This is a genomic window from Psychrobacter aquaticus CMS 56 (assembly GCF_000471625.1).
In the GTDB taxonomy this organism is placed as follows: domain Bacteria; phylum Pseudomonadota; class Gammaproteobacteria; order Pseudomonadales; family Moraxellaceae; genus Psychrobacter; species Psychrobacter aquaticus.
This window is the reverse complement of the sequence record NZ_AUSW01000038.1, coordinates 11965-31281: the sequence shown is the minus strand read 5'-3', so window position 1 is coordinate 31281 and position 19317 is coordinate 11965. Positions and strand designations below refer to the sequence as shown.

The following is a 19317-nucleotide window of genomic DNA, read 5'->3' as shown; positions in this document are numbered from 1 at the left end:
ATAACTTATACTCTTTACCTCCCACTTTCATCGATTATTTTTCTATATACTCAATAATATTTTTCAAAACTAAGTTATTTAATCTGTTTTAAGTATTCTAAGTAGTTAACTAATTGTTCTCTGTATTTCTCATCCGACTTAAATTTTGGAGAGTCAATCCACTTATTACGATTATGAATAATTGATTCTAAGGTAAAGTCCTCATAACCAGACTCCGCTTCACAACAAGGGCATATTTCATATAATGGGAATTCACCGTCAAGACCCCATGGCAAAAAATCCTCATCATAGTAACCGCATATTTTACAACTGTGTAACTCTCTATTGAGCATGAAAATATTCCAAATTAGTTGAGTAGGAATGTGTGGAAGCATCAGGCTTAAAAATTGTTCGAGGTGCACCGTCTTTCGTTTTGACGGCAAATGTGTTTGTTTTCGGATTATATAAAATCGTATCACCATTCTTTCTGGTTTTATTTAAAGTTCCACGCGGAGGGTCACTGACAAACTCTTGAGCATGACGATAGTAGTCATTTTGAGATTTTAGTTCAGGAAATTCTTTGCTATGTTTACTCCAATGCTCTGCTAGGTTTGTATTAGGAGATCTTTTCTTAGTAGAAGTCCAGTCGAAACCTTTTTCAGAGTCTCTGTAGATATTGTTATTACTTACCGCTCGTTTTCGAATCACGTACTGTCCAGCTTTAACACTAGTCTTAGCAGATAAAGCACCCAAACCTAGCGGAAATGACATAATGTCAAAAACCAATCCCGCCTCATCTCCAATTTTTTGCACACCTTCATGGTATTTCGTACGATCACCATTGACATCTATCCAGAGAGAATTAAGACGTTCTTGATAAATTAGCTCTTCGGGAGTACCTGCTCCTGCCCAAAGCCCACCGTCTTTCAATGCTTGTTCAGTAGATACGTCAACCCATATTCCTAATTCCTCATCAGACATTTCATCTTCAGAATCTTTATTGTCAGAAGCTGCAAAGCTAGAAAATACAGTTTCTGGATCAGATTTAGGAAACACCAAAGGCGCAGCCTGCTCAATACTGCCCACACTAAAGTCCGACTCTGCAAACGACTGCTGATTGGCAATCAGCTTAGCGCCGCAGCTGGTCACATCACCGCCACGGGCAATGGGTGCACCATCGACAATAAAAGAGGCGTCGCCACTAACAATAGTGGTCACCTTTTTGCATTTTTTGCACATGACTTTATCGCCCTTGCGAGCGACAGGAATACCGTTATGAGTGGTGTGTGGTGAACCAGTGATTACTGTCCCGCCATGAGAAGTCTTTGCGCCAACGGTGATATAGGCTGCCATGTTGCACCTTGCTTAAATGTCCAAAGTTTAAATTCTGATAGCGAGTCTTATGTGTGTGACATTATAGAGGGCTAAAGCATAAAATATCAAACTTAAGTTCATCTAAATATACGATGTATGTGGCAGGCTTAATTCACATTAAGTACAAAAGCTTTTGAATATTGACTGAGCTGAAAGTCTGAACTTTTTATCAGTTGGTGAAAATAAGCAAAAATCTAGCCCTTTATCTCTCCAATCAACCAGTTAGAAACATCGTTAACTTGTACTATCAATTCAAGATTGGCTTTGCCCAATTCATCGAGCTGAGATTTGATGTCGTCTTCATTATATTTCACGCCAGTCAGTGTGTCTTTTAGCAAGTCAATCAATTCAACATTCAACGCATCAGAGAAGATGACCACATCAGTAATGACCGCTTGCTTTACATCAAGATGCAAATCGATAATGCCCCAATCAAAACGCGTTTCAATATGATGACTGAACTCAGGTGTTTTGCCAAAGCGCCAGTCCCAGTCAGCCATTTGCTGATAGTATTTATTGAGCGTCGGCTGCTTCGCAAGGCTGGCTTCATCCAATTCTTCTACTGGTGCAGTATCGCCATAATACTCACAAAACGCCTCAATAATTGCCTCAGATAACGTCTCGTGATTAATGGTTTCATTGAACTCAATCAAGTTGGCGACGCGCGCGCGCACAGATTTGATGCCTTTGGCTTTGAGTTTTAGTGGATGCGGATTGAGGTAATCGCCCAGTTTTTGCATATTGGCATTCACCAATAATGTGCCGTGGTGAAAACTGCGATCGGCTGCATGTTTGAAAGCACTGCCTGATATCTTGCGGTCGCCCACTTGCATGTCGTTACGTCCAGACAACTCAGCGTCTATGCCCAACTTTTTTAGAGCGTTGATAATGATGGTGAAGTTCGCTTCTTGGTCGTAGCTGTCTTTGGGTGATAAAAAGGTAAAGTTGGTGTTGCCCAAATCATGAAAAACCGCGCCACCGCCACTCTGACGCCGCGCCAAAAAGATATCGTCCGCTTGCATTTTATCGATTTTACATTCTACCCATGGATTTTGTGAGCGCCCAATGACCACAGTTTCGCTGTTGCGCCATAAGAATAGCGTGTGTGAATTTGCATCAAGTGCTTGGAATATCCAATCTTCGGTCGCGAGGTTAAACCAAGGGTTGGTCACGGCAGACTTTAAGATACGCAGGTTCATTATTTATCCTTTTTAGAATGTATTTTTGTTTTGGATGTTATCAATAAGCTTATGAATTGGATAAAGCCATTCTTACCGATGCGAGGTTGGAATTCAATGGGTGCTTGGTAGTGAGAATAGTTTGGGCAAGGTCAATTTATAGATAAAAAATCCGCCATAAATACAAAAAATACAACACCTATCGAGTGCTTAAAAAGTTATCATCATGGTTTTTTATCATATATCACTTTTCACGACTGCGCATTTTTCATTTAGCAATGCCGTCCAACGCTCGATAGGATAAACCCATGACCAACCGCGACCTCATTATTTTCATCACGCTGTCCTTTATGTGGTCGCTGTCTTTTATCTTTTATCGTATTGGTGTGCCTGAGTTTGGCTCATTGGCTTTTGCAAGCCTGCGCGTGGTATTAGCTGGACTCACCATGTTGGTTTTTGTGTTGTTAAAAAAGAAAAACAGACAAGGCATTCGTGAAAACTGGAAAGTACTGACGCTGGTCGGACTGTTTTCTGCGGCTGTGCCATTCATCCTATTTTCTTTTTCGGCACGTTCAGTAAACGCTGGCGTACTGGCAGTGCTTAATGCCTCAGTTCCCATGATGAGTGGCTTTATCGCTAGCACATTTTTTAAAGATCGATTGTCAAAAAAGCAAATTTTGGGCTTGGTCATTGGGGTTATCGGTGTCATTATTTTGATGAGTGAAAATTTATTTGGTGAGCAGGGCGCCACGTCTGGGTCTGGATTATTACCGATGAGCTATGCGTTATTGGCGTGCGTTGGGTATGCAGTTGGGGCAAACATCACCAGAAATTATTTGAACAACGTTTCACCAGTGGCGATCACCGCAGGTTCGCTCATCATTGCCAGTGTCATCATGCTGCCGATTGCGCTGTATGAATTTCCATATGGCAAAAGCATCAGTGTGACGGCGTGGGTTTCTGTCATTTGTATTGGCGTGTTTTCAACCGCCATCGCTCTGATTTTCATGAATCAGCTGATTAAAAGCATTGGGCCGATGCGAGCGACCAGTATTACGTTAGTCATTCCTATTTTTGCGATTATTTTGGGTTATCTATTGCTTGGCGAGGCTTTGGATATGCCAGCGATTATCGGTTCGATGGTGATATTGTTTGGTACGTATTTGTCTTTAGAGATCTCTATCAAAAAAATGTTTAAGTCATAATTTAAAAAAATTATCCCAGTCTCGCTGACTCTCTTTTATATTGACCTGACTATATCTACCGTTTTCATTAAAGTCATTCGCTTAATATCCTGATAAGAGAACTTGAATAATGAGTATTATCAATACCGATATCATGCCATATCGGTCTTTTTGTTTGTAAATTTTCCTTGAATAACCTTATCTATCCCTTATAAAGAAAACCAATGAAAGCGTATTTACCTATGCTTTTATCAGCATTTTTAATATATTTTTTGATGATAAATAATTTTTATAATTGGAAAGAACAGGACACTTTATGGCACATGACAACTTATTTGAACCCGTGAAAATGGGCACCCAAACCCTTAAAAACCGTATTATTATGGCACCATTGACTCGTCTGCGTTCGATTGAACCAGGTGATGTACCGACCGCACTTGCTGGTGAGTATTACTCACAGCGCGCAGGTGCTGGATTGGTGATTACTGAGGCAACTCAGATTTCTTTTCAGGCAAAAGGCTATGCTGGCGCGCCAGGTATTCATACGCAAGATCAAATTACCGCATGGAAAACCATCGTTGACAATGTCCATGCCAAAGGTAGCAAGATAGTGGTGCAGTTGTGGCACACCGGTCTGGTATCGCACGAAAGCGTACAGCCTGATGGCAAAGCACCCATTTCTGCCTCTGATATCGACGTTGGTATACGGACTTCATTGCGTGATAGCGACAATCAAGCCATTCGTGTTGACGCCACGCCGCCACGCCCAGCCACTCTTGATGAGATCAAGCAAGTGATTGCTGATTTTGCTCAAGCCACCAAAAATGCCAAGGAAGCAGGGTTTGATGGGGTAGAGATTCATGGTGCGCATGGTTATTTATTGCATCAGTTTTGGGTTGAACAAACCAACCAGCGCAATGATGAGTACGGCGGTAGCCGCGAAAAGCGCGCGCGCTTGACGCTTGATGTTATCGATGCTTGTGTGGATGCTTGGGATGCCGATCATGTCGGTATTCGTATTTCACCGCTTGGCACATTTAATAATGTAGAAGCGGGCTACAATGAAGACGAAAACATCTGGATGATTGAGCAGATCAACAAACGCGGATTGATGTATTTGCATCTGTCAGAGCCAGATTGGGCAGGTGGCACGCCTTATAATGATGAATTCCGTCAAAACGTCCGTGATGCTTTTGATAACTTAATTATCGCGGCTGGTGGTTATACGGCTGAAAAAGCAGAGAAAAACGTCAAGGCAGGCTATATCAACGCGGTTGCGTTTGGTCGTGATTATATTGCCAATCCCGATTTGGCTGAACGTATCCAAAAAGGCGCACCGCTTAACGAGCAGCATCCAGAGTCTTTCTATGGTGGCGGTACTGAAGGTTATACAGATTATCCGTTTTTGGATCAAGCATAAGGGTTTATCGGTCTGTTCTAACGGCTAAAAGATAAACAACGGATCGTAAAAAGCCCTCTGACTCAGACAGTCAGGGGGCTTTTTTTAGGGGAAAATGCGGACTATTTACCGAAATGACCCGTTTGATAATCACGAAACGTTTGGCGCAGCTCTTCTTGAGTGTTCATCACAAAAGGCCCGTAACCTGCCACTGGCTCGCCAATCGGCTCGCCGCTTAACAGCAAGAGTTTGATAGGCGCTCGCGTCTCTGTATTATCTGTAGGCATTGGATACTGTATTTCAATCGTATCGGTAGAAAGAGTAGAAACGTCAGACGTTTGCTCAGACTGATCGTCTACACTGCTTTGGGACGGCGCGGCGAATTGAATCAAATTACCCGCGTTGACAGGTGTGCTATTGATCAACAAGCTACCTTCTTGTACCAGCAGTAAGACATTATGGCTGCTGGGAATGGGCAGCGTCGTCGATCCTGCTGCATGTAGTTCGATATCCCATAAATTAATGGGCGTGAACGTACTAGCAGCGCCGAGTACACCTTGCCAGTCGCCCGCGATGATAGCGACTTTACCGATAGCAGTCTGATTGTTAGTTTCGTTATGATCTATTAATTCGACGATAGGCATCTCAGAGCGTTTGATAGATTGATATTTTGGCTCGGTAAGCTTGTGCGCGCTCGGCAGATTCACCCACAATTGCACCATACTAAAAACGCCGCCGCGCTGACCAAATGCCTTTGAGTGAAACTCCTCATGCAAGATGCCGCGCCCTGCGGTCATCCACTGCACATCCCCTTCCAAAATATCGCCGCGCCCGCCCGTTGAGTCTGCGTGACTGATTTCACCGGAATACGCAATGGTGACGGTTTCAAAGCCTTTGTGTGGATGCTGTCCAATCCCATGTGGCTGCGACTTATACTCGGGGTTAGGCGCAAAGGTCGTCGGATTGCCATAATCGAACAACAAAAACGGATCGGTATGGCTATAGTTAAAGTCTGGATTATCTTCTAGATGATTGATTAGGGTTTTTACATAAAAACCATCACCAACCCAGTGCGGCGCTTTATCGCCATGAATGTTTTTAATAGGGCGCATGTATTACCTCGCAAGTCTAAGTAACATCAATACTAGGGCGTGTTTGAACATTCAATCATGGTACTGACAGAGACTATTTGTGAATATAAAACACGCCCTAGTAAACAAAATACCGTTAAATCATTCTACAGTAAAACGAACTTATGTTTTGTATATATAGTCGTTGAAAAGTAATATCGGTACTAAATAAACTCGAGACATATCGAGATACAATGTCATGACGTGGGACTGGTACAAGTTTTTCGCAGCCTCTGCTTATATTGACCTAACTGTAATTACACCATGCTAAAAATCCTATCGACGGTTAGACAACCTCTCCGCAGACAAAACCACTTGCCCAAGCCCATTGAAAGTTGTAACCGCCAAGCCAGCCAGTGACATCGAGCACCTCACCGATAAAATATAAGCCATCTTGCAAATTGCTCTGCATGGTCTTGGAGGAGACCTCATCGGTTTTTATGCCACCGCGAGTCACCTCAGCAGTGCGATAGCCTTCCGTACCAGAGGGTTTTAGTCGCCAACCGTTGAGCGTAGTACCTAACTCAATCAGCCGCTCATCTTTTATATTGGCAAGTTCAGTGTCTTTTATATCGTCCCATAAATGCGTTTGCAGTGCTGCCAGTAGTTTTTTGGGTAATGCATTGTCTGTGCTGTCTGCCAGTACCGTCCGAATCAATTGCTTCGGGTGCGATTTTTTTCGGTCAAGCAGTAGCGCTGTCACGTCGGTATCTGGTAGTAGATTGATACTAATGATCTCGCCAGTCTGCCAGTAGTTTGATAGTTGCAGCATGGCAGGGCCAGACAGCCCGCGATGGGTAAATAACACAGGCAATTTAAAAGCGATGCGCTCATTACTGGCAATCACTGGCAGACTGATACCAGCCAAGGCGCGAATCAGCTCGCCTGTTTTATCAGTAAAGGTAAAAGGAACTAAGCTTGCATCGGTGGCAATCAGTGTGTGACCAAACTGCTGTGCCAGCTCGTAGCCCAAGCCAGTTGCTCCCATCGTTGGGATAGACAATCCACCCGTGGCCACCACCAATGACTCGCAGCTGTAGTGCGCTTGCGAAGGCTTAATGTCACTAGCGACATCCTTTTTATTAAGCACTTTACTGGTCGTTAATTGAAAACGGGCTGGGGTCTGTTGCTGAAAAGTTTGGACGGCTTCAATTTGTGTGTTCAAGCGTACTTGTACCCCTGCCGCGGTACATTCATCAAGGAGCATGGTCAAGATATCTTGAGCAGAATCATCACAAAACAGCTGACCGTGCTCACGCTCGTGATAAGGGATTTTGTGTGCCTCAACCATGCCAATAAACTCCCAACTGGGATAACGGCTCAGCGCAGATTTACAGAAATGCGGATTAGCACCGATAAAATGCTCAGGCTCGACGACGTAATTGGTAAAATTACAGCGACCACCGCCTGACATCAGGATTTTTTTACCGGCTTTATTGGCGTGATCTAATACCAGCACGCGGCGACCACGGCGACCCGCAGTAAGCGCACAATATAACCCTGACGCGCCCGCGCCGATGATGATGACATCATAGTGAGTCTGGGATGGTGCGTGGCGGTGATTACTCATTGTGATCTCATAAAATTATAAATATAAAAGGGGACCATTAAAGGGGAATAAGAAGCAAGAAAAATTTATACCAGTTCCGCGTTGCAATATCATATATCTGTTTTATTTAGAATCGACTACACGTCTGACTGACTGATATATTAAGCTGTTTTGACCATAGCCATTGTCCATATTTCATCTCAGGTTACAAGGATTAAATGTTATAACGATGGCAATGCTTAATGATACTGCTGTACAGTGAAATTGTTATGTTTGGCAGTTGATGCCTTGCAACCCTCTTGCTTATTTGTCAAACTATTGCTAAGTGTTACATGTTATAGAAAGTGTTAAACGTTATGGAAGATGACGCTTATTGCCTGTGCGGACAGTCATTATCGACGGTTTTGCTACAGATGATAATAATTAAAAAGGATGAATACTATGACACAGAAATCATTTCCTATTGCCGCCGAATTCCTCGCCGCTGCCAATACGACTGTCGAACAATACACCAAAGATTATCGGCAGTCGATTGCGTCCCCTGATGATTTTTGGGCAAAGCGCGCCGAATTGATTGATTGGATAAAAAAACCTACCAAAATCAGTGACGTTAATTATGATTTAGACGATTTTCGCATCAAGTGGTTCGAAGATGGTGAATTAAATATCTCCGTCAACTGTCTTGATAGACATCTCAAAAAAAATCCTTATAAGCCTGCCATCATTTGGGAAGGCGACCATCCTTCATTACATAAGATTATCTCGTTTAAAGAGTTATACGAAGCGGTCTGCCGTTTGGGCAACTCAATGCGCAAGCTTGGGGTCAAAAAAGGCGATCGCGTGACGCTATATATGCCGATGATACCTGAGGCGATGATTGCGATGCTGGCCTGTAGCCGTATTGGCGCTGTGCATTCCGTGGTTTTTGGCGGTTTTTCTGCTGAGAGTTTGGGCAACCGCTTGATAGACAGCCGCTCAAAAATCGTCATTACTGCCGATGAAGGCATACGAGGTAATAAGCGGACACCGCTCAAGGCCAATGTCGATCGGGCATTAGATATGGATGGTACAGAAAGCGTGACAAACGTCATTGTCGTTCATCGTACGGGCAATTCTGTACCGATGAGTGGTCGCCGTGATGTTTGGTATCATAGTTTGGTAGATGGTGAGTCAGCTCATTGCGAGCCTGAAGTCATGAATGCCGAAGACCCATTATTTTTATTATACACCTCTGGTTCTACGGGCAAGCCAAAAGGCGTGGTGCACACGACTGGTGGCTATATCACTTACGCCTTATCTACCTTCCGAGATGTCTTTGATGTCAAAGACGATGATATCTATTGGTGCACAGCGGACGTGGGCTGGATTACAGGTCACACCTATGCGACGTATGCGCCACTTGCCAACGGCACGACGACCCTGATGTTTGAAGGTGTGCCAGAATATCCGACGTGGGCGCGTATTGGTCATATTATTGACAAGCACGATGTGACGATTTTATATACGGCACCGACAGCGATTCGCGCGATGATGAAGGAGGGCGATGCCTTTGTGCGTGAGTCGAAGCGCTCAAGCCTGCGCTTACTTGGATCGGTCGGAGAACCAATCAATCCAGAAGCGTGGGATTGGTATTATCATGTCGTTGGGGCAGGTCGTTGTCCTATCGTTGATACGTGGTGGCAGACCGAGACGGGTGGTATCTTAATGGCACCAATACCTGGCGCTATCGCTCTGAAACCGGGCGCGGCAATGAATCCTCTATATGGCATCAAACCAGAAATTATGGATAAGGATGGTGACACTCTAGAAGGCGCTGCCGAAGGCAATTTGGCGATTAATAGTAGCTGGCCGGGGCAAATGCGGACGATCTATAATGATCATGCGCGTTTTTTGACCACGTACTTTAGTGATTATCCTGGCTATTACTTTACAGGGGATGGCGCGCAGCGTGATGAGGAAGGTCATTACTGGATTACTGGGCGTGTCGATGATGTACTCAATGTCTCAGGTCACCGTTTGGGTACAGCCGAGATTGAGAGTTCGGTAGTTGCTCATCCTGCCACAGCTGAGGCGGCGATTGTCGGTATGCCGCACGAGATTCGCGGTACGGGTATTTGTGCGTTTATTATTCTAAAGTCTGGTGAAGAAGAAACAGCGTCATTGAAAGCGGAGCTGAATCGCCATGTGCGTGCTGAGATTGGTCCAATTGCCAATTTAGACACGATCTACATTGTCGATGCGCTGCCAAAAACCCGCTCTGGCAAAATCATGCGTCGTATCCTACGCAATCTTGCCGCAGGGCAATATGTTGGGTTGGGTGATTTATCCACACTTGCTGATAGCTCAGTGATTAATACCTTGGTCGAGGCGGTCAAAGCCGAGCGTAACGCATAAGCGGCAACTTTGATCGGCCAATGTCGTCATAAAAAACCATGTTACAAGGATATAGTCAGGTCAATATAAAAATCAGCGAGACTGGGATAAATTTATCCCAGTCTCGTTTTATAATGTTCAATATTATTTAAAAAAACCATCTGCAAAAAGTTATCCTAGCAGCACGATATTCTTTTTAAAGGGATTTGACTATATGGTGACCAATCCAATCTTTTACCAACTATAAGGCTTAGCGTCATTATGACCAACCATTCTTCGCAGTCCGCTGACCTCGCATCATTGAACATTGCTATCATCGGTGGAGGACTGACAGGGCTGTTTACCGCGACATTACTAGAGCGTGCGTTTAATCAAGGACATAACTCTATTGCAAAAAAAGACCAAAAAAACCCACGCAGCCCGCACATTACTATTTTTGAGAAGTCTCGTAGTGTGGGACGTTTAGCGACTCGTTATCGTACGGATACTCAGGCCGCTGATAATAATAAAAAGAATTGGCAATGGGCGTTTGGCGCGCAGTTTTTTACGGCGAAGACCGCTCATTTCCAGCAGTTCATTGCGCCGTGGTTAGAGACAGGATTATTACAGCCATGGTGTGCACGCGTGGTCAGTGTCACGCCAGCGAATGACGACACTAAATCGCCTGAAGTTCAAAGTAAAGAAAAATGGAACACCCTGCAAGCTCGCTACATTAGCACCCCAAAGATGACCAGTTGGGGACGAGTATTGGCTGATGAATTGACGCATACGACCATACAGTTTAAAACTCGTGTTGCTCCATTGGCGCCAGTCTCATCAACCCAAATCGATAAAAGAACCGAACTAGTTGATGAGACTGGCGCCAGTCTTGGCTGGTTTGATTGGGTGATTTGTACCGCACCGAATGGTCAGGCGGTAGAGCTAATGGCTGACAGTGGCTTTGCACGGCAAACGGACATCCTTAAACCCCAAATGCTGGCTTGCTATACCTTGATGCTAGGCTGGGATAATGAACAGCAATTGCCTAAAATGTTGAACAATCAATCCACAGCCAGTTGGGACGTAGCTTACGTAAGTGACTCGCCCTTAGATAGAGTATTTATCGAACACCAAAAGCCTGCTCATGATGAACTGCTGCCGAGCATCACCATTCATGCCCGTAATGACTGGTCAGAAGCACATGTCGATGATGATATAGACACGATAAAAACGCAATTATTACAGGCCGCCCAGCAACTATTGAATTGGACTGCTGACAGTGCACCCAGTCAAATTGACTGTCATCGCTGGCGTTATGCAGCAACGATGAGGGAGACGCAAAACAAAGACAGTAATGAGGTATTGGGTATATTGATTGATGAGCAGCATCAGTGGATTGTCAGTGGTGACTGGTGCGGCCAAGGCAATATCGAAAGCTGCTACCAAATGGCACAGGAAGCCGTGGAAGCTATTATTTCTCATTAATGTATTAATAACTATTAATACGATTTTAGCCTATAGAGAGCCATTGGCTCAATTTAGCTAAGAGTGGGTTTAAAAATATTGATTTTACAGAAGGAGGGCAGGGCTATGTTTGGATTCGATATAGATTTAGAGCTGATGGGTTATCATTTTTTTCAATTGGGTGTTGCCTTTATTCTCTCCTTGCCGATTGCCCTTAACCGTGAGATGAAAGAGGATGGCGCAGGGCTCAGAACCTTCCCATTAGTGACGATTGCTTCATGTGCCTTTATGTTGGTGGGGATGGACATCTATGATTCGGCTGGTGAGGCGAGAATTATGTATGCCATCATTACGGGTATGGGCTTTATCGGCGGTGGTGCTATTTTTAAAAATGAAAAAGGTTCGAAAGGCACAGCAACGGCAGCCAGTCTATGGAACACGGGTGCTATCGGGATTTCGGTCGCTTATGGTCGTTATGAGATTGCTATTATCTTATCTATCGTTGGTTTTTTAATTTTGCAGTTTTCGGAGCCTTTTAAGACAAAAAAACCTTCATAAAGGTTGAGGTAGCGGAGTCAGTATTTCAGACATTTATGTCAGGCTATGTTTAGTTGTTCTCTATGAGTGATAATATTTATCTGATTAGGGCGTGTTGAACATTATAAATCAAGGAATGATAGGCAAAAAAAAGCCCACAGAGGAGGAGACTGTGGACTGAGGAAAACTTATCATGCAGTAAAACTACAAGTAAGTGCATGAAACTTTATTATTCTTACAGTAAATATAATACCAAACTGGTTTATTTCAATAAATTCTTACATCTGCTTACAACTTTTGGTATACAACTGTATCAAAAATATTTGTTTATAAGGAGGAAAGCTATGTATTTTGTCCAAATTCACTGAGACGTCATGGTGGTTTGGGATTATAGGCAATCACTCGTTTGCTGATCATCAGGTAAGCATCCTTGTATCTTTGAATAAAAAAGCCATTAATATCGCAAAAAAATATCAGCCATAAGGAAGATGCAGAGAGGGCATGACGGCATCTGTGAAAAATGCTAAGCTAGCAGCATTCTTATGTCTATCATAAACTGGGTTTGCCATGACCGAGAGTACACATCTGCATACGCCAGAGCAGGAACCATTACCCGTGCAAAGTGAAAAAAGTATTTTTAATTTGCCCAACAATCTTACGATTGCGCGTATCTTGATGATTCCGCTATTTGTAGCGATTGCCTATTGGCCACCTGCTATGGGGATTGGCATGCCAGCGATCTCAGATAATGTGATTGCGCGGGTGGGCATGAGTGAGTTTAGTGACAGCCTATTACGTCACCTATTATTGACCAGCGTCTTTGTTATTGCCGCGGTTACCGATTGGCTCGATGGGTACTTTGCTCGCAAGCTCAATGTCGTGTCAGCCTTTGGTCGTTTTCTGGATCCGGTCGCTGACAAGCTCATGGTGGCAGCAGCGCTCATTATCTTAGTACAATGGCATCCCAATATCATTATGGCAATCGCTGCTATTGTGATTATTTCTCGTGAAATCGCAGTATCAGCACTGCGCGAATGGATGGCAGAGTTGGGCAAAGGTACCAGCGTAGCAGTATCTTACGTGGGCAAGCTCAAAACGACGTTTCAGATGGTGGCGATTACGGTATTATTGCTCAACTGGCAATCGCTTGAAATGATTGGGTATGTGCTGATGGTTGCCGCTGTGATTTTGACTTTATGGTCAATGATGATTTATCTACGAGCGGCATGGCCTTATTTGAAGCAGAGTGGCTAAGGTCATAATATTGATCGTAAAATTATAAAAGTGTCTTCGTGTTTTTTAAATTGAAACGATGATAGCAAACACCAAAAAACGCCAGTCGCATTGAGCCACTGGCGTTTTTTATGCTTTGCTTTTAACGTTTTAACAATGAATATATTACTTAACAATGAACATATTACAGCTCTATCGAGAAATTTTCGCCCAAACTTCTCTCAACTGCCGTATCCGTTACTGCAGCAGCAGTCATTTTGATCGCGTTAGTAATGGCATTACCATTCGCCCAATATTCCGCGCCATGAGGGGTGACTTTGATAAGCTGAACCTTTGGGTCTTCTTTGCCCTGCTCAAAGTACGCGTTGTACGTCACTGACCACAGCTCATTCAGTTTTTCTTTATCCTCTACCAGCTCAGCTTTACCAGTGATAGACAAATAGTTCTTGTCATCTTGACTGACATAAGCCAGATTCACTTGTGGGTTGTTCTTAATGTTATCGACCGTTTCAGAAGGACTATGACCGATAAACCAAATCTCTTTGGCACCAATACTGGTTTCAGTAGTATTCATCGGACAAGAATGAAGATGATCTTCATGAGTACGCGTGGTCATCATCGTATACTTAATGTCTTTTACCATTGCTTGAATGGTATCCATCTGCTCTTGTTTACTCATAATAGTTATCCTTTATTATTTAAAATTTTAGTGTGGTTAATGATCAATTCAATATAGCCAAATCATCTAATAAAACTATACAGGCAGTGTGTAATACGCTGTGAAGGTTTGTAATACCACCTTTAATTATGCCGTATTTACCGTAGTTTCATAAATGCAATCAGCCAATCTTAAATTATGAAAAGCGCCAATAAACCACTGCCTATTGACGCTTTAAATGAATAATTTTATCGTAGAATATTTTTTATATTCTATTGTTTTCTACTAAACAGGCTCTGAGTTATAGAGACACTGAGAACTGTTCGCCCATGCCTTCAGCTGTTTTGCCGTCTTGTAGCGCTGCTGCTGCCATTTTGAACATATTAATTGTAGAGCTGCCACTCAACCAACACTCGACGCCATGTGGTACGACTTTTATCAATTGTACGTTAGGATCTTCCTTACCGTGCTCAAAGAATGCATTGTAAACAGGTGACCACAGCTCATCCAGTTTGTCTTGGTCTGTTGATAGCTCTGCATCGGCACTCACAGAAACGTAATTTTTTTCATCTTCAGAAGCATAAGAAAGACCAATTTTTGGATTGTCTTGAATGTCTTTGACGACGTCTGATGTTTTATCACCGATAAACCAAATTTCTTTGGCACCAATACTGGTTTCGCTGGTCGTCATCGGCCAAGCATGGACATCGCCTTTACTGTTGACAGTGCTCATCATGGCAAATTTTACGTCTTTGATCACATCTTGGATTTTGTCGAGTTGTTCTTGCTTATTCATGGTATACCCTTATTGCATTAAAGTTATAGTGAGGTATTGCTGTTACTCTTTTAATTATTGTCTTTTTACTTATTGAATTGACTGGTTGTAGAGTACCGATAGACACCCATGCAGTTATATAGTTTGAGCGTAATGCGATGTTAGTGTTTGTAAGGTATATAAAGGTTAAGTAAAGACTGTGACCAGCAAAGCGAAAGCTTGCTGCTGTAGAAAGATCCCGTATAGAAAATATATTTACCATTGAATTTCCAGTCAATTTATAGTCGTTAAAGGCAATTTATCTTGGTTTAGTCCTGCTTCTTATAAGGCTTCTTGTTATAATACGCAGACCATTTACTTTGCATGGCAGAGATGCCTTGATCTTACGGATTATGCCTTTATGATGACCATCGCCGGACAACCGTTTCTTACCGATTTTCAGACGCAGCAACTCATCAGTCAATTTCAGCAAAAAACCGAGCTAAATGTCAGTCAAATCAACACTCAGCAAGTGTATGTGCTATCACGAGCGTTAAGTGGTGATGAGCATAAAAAAGCGCTAGATTTACTGGCGGTTGAACCAGCGGTAACGCTAGATGCCCCTCAAGACAACCAGCTACAAGTCATTGTTAGTCCGCGTTTTGGTACGATATCGCCATGGGCAAGTAAAGCGACCGATATTTTTAATAACTGTGAAATTGAGATCAATCGCGTTGAGCGCGTCATTGTTTATACGCTAACGCTTGATAATAAATTGGCTGACAGTGCGGCTGATAACAAACTGCCAACTGCTGCTGAGCAGTTATTGTTTGATCGCATGACCCAAAGCTTGGTTTATGATTTGAACGATGTGAGTAAACTGTTTGACGACGAGTCGCCAGCGTCATTGCATCATATCGATGTGATTGGACAAGGTCGCACAGCACTAGAATCAGCCAATACCGAATTTGGCTTTGCTTTATCGGTTGAAGACATTGATTATTTGATGAATGCTTATGTTAATGAGCTAAAGCGTAATCCAACGGACGTTGAGTTGATGATGTTTGCCCAAGCGAACTCAGAGCATTGCCGTCATAAGATTTTTAATGCTGAGTGGACAGTCGATGGCGAGGTACAGCCCAAGTCATTGTTCCAAATGATCAAAAACACCTACCAGTCTAATCCACAAGGTATCTTGTCGGCCTATAAAGACAATGCTGCGGTCATGGCAGGGTCTGAAGGCTGGCGTTTTTATCCTATCCCGACTGATGCCATGGACGCCAGCTCAATCCATCCTTATGGCTTTCATCAAGAAGACATCGATATCTTAATGAAAGTTGAGACGCACAATCACCCGACAGCGATTGCGCCTTATTCTGGCGCAGCGACAGGTGCAGGCGGCGAGATACGTGATGAAGGCGCGACTGGTCGCGGCGGTAAACCGAAAGCAGGTCTGACAGGTTTTCATGTGTCACACTTGCATATCCCAGAGCTTAGCGAGAAGTGGGAGCAGTCAGGTCAGCTGAGCACGCAAGACTATGGCACGCCAGATCGTATGGCCACCAGCCTTGAGATTATGACGGAAGCGCCGTTAGGTAGCGCCAATTTCTCTAATGAGTTTGGTCGTCCAAACCTATGCGGTTATTTCCGCAGTTTTCAGCTTGATACTTCTGCGGCAAAAGATGGTAGTGAGATGCGCGGCTATCACAAGCCAATTATGCTGGCAGGTGGTTACGGCAATATCAAACGCAACCTCATCGAAAAAAATGCCATCCGAAAAGGTGACTTGCTCATCGTCCTTGGTGGCCCTGCTATGCAAATCGGTCTGGGTGGCGGAGCAGCTTCTTCAGTCGATAGTGGCGTACTTGATGAAGGCTTGGACTTTGCCTCAGTTCAGCGCGATAACGCTGAGATGGAGCGCCGCTGTCAAGAAGTCCTCGATCGCTGCTGGGCCTTAGCTGGTGATGATGTAGACGCTAGTAACAATAGCAAAGACGGCAACCCAATCGTCTCATTGCATGACGTCGGGGCAGGTGGTCTGTCTAATGCGATGCCAGAGCTGGTCAATGACCATGAAATGGGCGCGCATCTGAACTTGCGTAAGATCCCATCGCTAGAAGCTGGCATGTCACCAATGGCCATCTGGTCAAACGAAGCGCAAGAGCGTTATGTGCTGGCGATTCGCCCAGAGAGCAAAGATCAGTTCGATGCCATCTGTGCCCGTGAGCGCTGCCCATATGCCATCTTGGGCGAGGCGACGGATATCCGTCAGTTGATCGTTGATGATGAGTTATTGGCTGAGCAACCAGTCGACATGCCGATGCAAGTATTGCTCGGTGGTACACCAAAAATGCAGCGTAGCTTTGAGCGTTCTGAGCGCACACTGCCAGCACTAGAGCTTGGCGATGTGAACTTAGCCGAATCAATCACCGATGTATTGCGTCACCCAACCGTGGCGAGCAAATCATTTTTGATCAGCATTGGTGACCGTTCGATCACCGGTATGGTCGTGCGTGATCAGTATGTGGGTCGCTATCAAGTGCCTGTGTCAGATTGCGCGGTGACAGCGTCAGGCTTGATAGCACTAGATGGTCAGCCAATGAGCGGCGAAGCCATGAGTGTTGGTGAACGTACGCCTGTTGCGCTTATTAGCCCAAAAGCCTCTGCACGTCTGGCAGTGGGTGAGGCGATTACTAACATCGCTGGTGCGCGTATCGCTCAGTTGTCTGATATCACCATGTCAGCTAACTGGATGGCAGCGTGTGGCGACGATGCGGAAGATGCGGCATTGTTTGATGCCGTACATGCCATTGGCGAAGAGCTGTGTCCAGCACTGGGTATCGCCATTCCAGTCGGCAAAGACTCGCTATCCATGCGTGCTAACTGGAATGACGCAGATGCTGATAATCAAAGCCAAGATAAATCAGTCGTGTCGCCAATGAGCCTAGTCGTGACGGCGTTTGCTCCTGTCGTTGATGTGGCAAAAACGCTAACGCCTGAGCTGATCAATGGCGACAGCGCGTTTTACCGTATTGACTTGTCTAAAGGACAATTGCGTCTCGGCGGTTCAATCCTTGCACAAACGCTTAGCCAATTAGGTAATGATTGCCCAGATCTGGCGCAGCCAAGCGACTTGGTCGATTTCTTTAACTTTATCCAAGCGGGTAATGCGCAAGGCGTCATCAGCGCCTATCACGATATCGGTGATGGCGGTTTACTAGCTACCATCGCTGAGATGCAGTTTACCAGCCGTCAAGGCATCAAGCTGTCATTGACCGATGACAATTTACTCGGTCAGCTGTTCAGTGAAGAGCTGGGCGCGGTCATCCAAGTATTGCCAGAAAACGTCGCGGCTCTCATGCAATTGGCAGAAGAATTTAATGTCAGCGACATGATGAGCCTCGTCGGTCAAAGCAGTGAAGAAGACAGCCTACTGATTCAAACGCCAACGCTTATGGGTGACGACACGTTACGCTTTAGCCGTAGTGAGTTACAGCAAGCATGGACTCAGGTCAGCTATCAAATCGCACGTCGCCGTGACAATCCTGCCTGCGTACAGCAAGAGTATGACTTGATCAGTGATGCCAGCCATCAAGGTCTTATCGCCGCGCCAAACTACGATCTCAATCAAAAAGTCGAAGAGCCGTACTTGGCTAGTCGCGATACTAAGCCAAGAGTAGCTATCTTGCGTGAGCAAGGCGTCAATGGTCAGACGGAAATGGCAGCAGGCTTTACCCGAGCAGGCTTCGAAGCAGTCGACGTACATATGAGTGATCTACTCAGCGGTCGTATCAATCTACGTGACTTCGACGGTCTAGTCGCTTGTGGTGGCTTTAGTTATGGTGACGTACTCGGCGCAGGCTCTGGCTGGGCAAACTCTATCTTGTTCCATGATGAGCTACGCATGCAGTTTGTACGCTTCTTTGCCCGTCCGGACACCTTTAGCTTAGGCGTCTGTAACGGTTGCCAGATGATGGCGCAGCTCAAAGATCTGATCCCAGGCGCGGAAAATTTCCCACGCTTTATCGCCAATAAATCGGCTCGTTTTGAAGCGCGTACGGTCAACGTAAAAATCGAGCGTACCAAGTCGATCCTATTCAAAGGTATGCAAGACAGCATCTTGCCAATCGCTGTGGCGCATGGTGAAGGCTATGCCACGCTGGACAATAACGGGATCGACGGTATGGCAAAACACGGTCAGCTCGCCATGCGTTATGTCGATAGCCACGGTTATCCAACCGAGACGTATCCGCTCAATCCAAACGGTTCACTTGGCGGTGTCACAGGTCTATGCAGCACCGATGGTCGCGTCACTATCATGATGCCGCATCCTGAGCGTAACCTAAAAGCGTATAACCACAGCTGGAAACCAGAAGAGTGGGACGAGGACGGTGCGTGGATGCGTATGTTCCGCAATGCGCGAGCTTGGTTGCGTTAAAATTGACTGAGTTATTTTAGATAATAAAAAAGGTGGGCGCAAAGCTCACCTTTTTTGTGTTTGGGGGTTTAAAAAATAAGGGGAGTTA

The 19317-nt window shown here is 44.7% G+C and carries 13 protein-coding genes; 7 read left to right on the top strand and 6 right to left on the bottom strand.

What is annotated here, in order from left to right:
- Positions 1–321 precede the first annotated feature (321 nt).
- On the bottom strand, positions 322–1332 hold the full coding sequence (locus M917_RS13815; protein ID WP_021815468.1) for a PAAR domain-containing protein: 1011 nt from the start codon (positions 1330–1332) through the stop codon (positions 322–324).
- A gap of 215 nt (positions 1333–1547) precedes the next feature.
- Positions 1548–2552: a lipoate--protein ligase gene (locus tag M917_RS13610; protein ID WP_021815467.1), complete on the bottom strand. Its 1005-nt coding sequence runs from the start codon at positions 2550–2552 to the stop codon at positions 1548–1550.
- A gap of 287 nt (positions 2553–2839) precedes the next feature.
- Between M917_RS13610 and M917_RS13605 the strand changes: the two genes are divergently transcribed.
- On the top strand, positions 2840–3736 hold the full coding sequence (locus tag M917_RS13605; RefSeq protein ID WP_021815466.1) for a DMT family transporter: 897 nt from the start codon (positions 2840–2842) through the stop codon (positions 3734–3736).
- Positions 3737–4031: 295 nt separating this feature from the next.
- Complete coding sequence (nemA, locus tag M917_RS13600) at positions 4032–5135, top strand: alkene reductase (RefSeq protein WP_021815464.1); 1104 nt, start codon at positions 4032–4034, stop codon at positions 5133–5135.
- 101 nt (positions 5136–5236) lie between these two features.
- Here nemA and M917_RS13595 read toward each other — a convergent pair whose 3' ends face one another.
- Both M917_RS13595 and M917_RS13590 read right to left on the bottom strand, forming a co-directional pair.
- Complete coding sequence (locus M917_RS13595; RefSeq protein ID WP_021815463.1) at positions 5237–6226, bottom strand: pirin family protein; 990 nt, start codon at positions 6224–6226, stop codon at positions 5237–5239.
- 304 nt (positions 6227–6530) lie between these two features.
- On the bottom strand, positions 6531–7814 hold the full coding sequence (locus M917_RS13590) for a BaiN/RdsA family NAD(P)/FAD-dependent oxidoreductase (protein WP_021815462.1): 1284 nt from the start codon (positions 7812–7814) through the stop codon (positions 6531–6533).
- A gap of 420 nt (positions 7815–8234) precedes the next feature.
- Here M917_RS13590 and acs point away from each other — a divergent pair, with 420 nt between their 5' ends.
- The 4 genes from acs to pgsA all read left to right on the top strand — a co-directional run bounded on the left by acs (position 8235) and on the right by pgsA (position 13400).
- Positions 8235–10187, top strand: coding sequence for an acetate--CoA ligase (gene acs / locus M917_RS13585; protein WP_021815461.1), 1953 nt, complete (start codon positions 8235–8237; stop codon positions 10185–10187).
- 240 nt (positions 10188–10427) lie between these two features.
- Complete coding sequence (locus tag M917_RS13580; RefSeq protein ID WP_021815460.1) at positions 10428–11630, top strand: NAD(P)/FAD-dependent oxidoreductase; 1203 nt, start codon at positions 10428–10430, stop codon at positions 11628–11630.
- A gap of 105 nt (positions 11631–11735) precedes the next feature.
- Complete coding sequence (locus M917_RS13575; RefSeq protein ID WP_021815459.1) at positions 11736–12167, top strand: MgtC/SapB family protein; 432 nt, start codon at positions 11736–11738, stop codon at positions 12165–12167.
- Between the two features lie 546 nt (positions 12168–12713).
- Positions 12714–13400, top strand: coding sequence for a CDP-diacylglycerol--glycerol-3-phosphate 3-phosphatidyltransferase (gene pgsA, locus M917_RS13570; protein ID WP_021815458.1), 687 nt, complete (start codon positions 12714–12716; stop codon positions 13398–13400).
- 163 nt (positions 13401–13563) lie between these two features.
- Here pgsA and M917_RS13565 read toward each other — a convergent pair whose 3' ends face one another.
- On the bottom strand, positions 13564–14058 hold the full coding sequence (locus tag M917_RS13565; protein ID WP_021815457.1) for a pyridoxamine 5'-phosphate oxidase family protein: 495 nt from the start codon (positions 14056–14058) through the stop codon (positions 13564–13566).
- Positions 14059–14338: 280 nt separating this feature from the next.
- Complete coding sequence (locus M917_RS13560) at positions 14339–14833, bottom strand: pyridoxamine 5'-phosphate oxidase family protein (RefSeq protein ID WP_021815456.1); 495 nt, start codon at positions 14831–14833, stop codon at positions 14339–14341.
- Between the two features lie 379 nt (positions 14834–15212).
- Here M917_RS13560 and purL point away from each other — a divergent pair, with 379 nt between their 5' ends.
- Positions 15213–19229, top strand: a complete 4017-nt coding sequence (gene purL, locus M917_RS13555) for a phosphoribosylformylglycinamidine synthase (protein WP_021815455.1) — start codon at positions 15213–15215, stop codon at positions 19227–19229.
- Positions 19230–19317 lie beyond the last annotated feature (88 nt).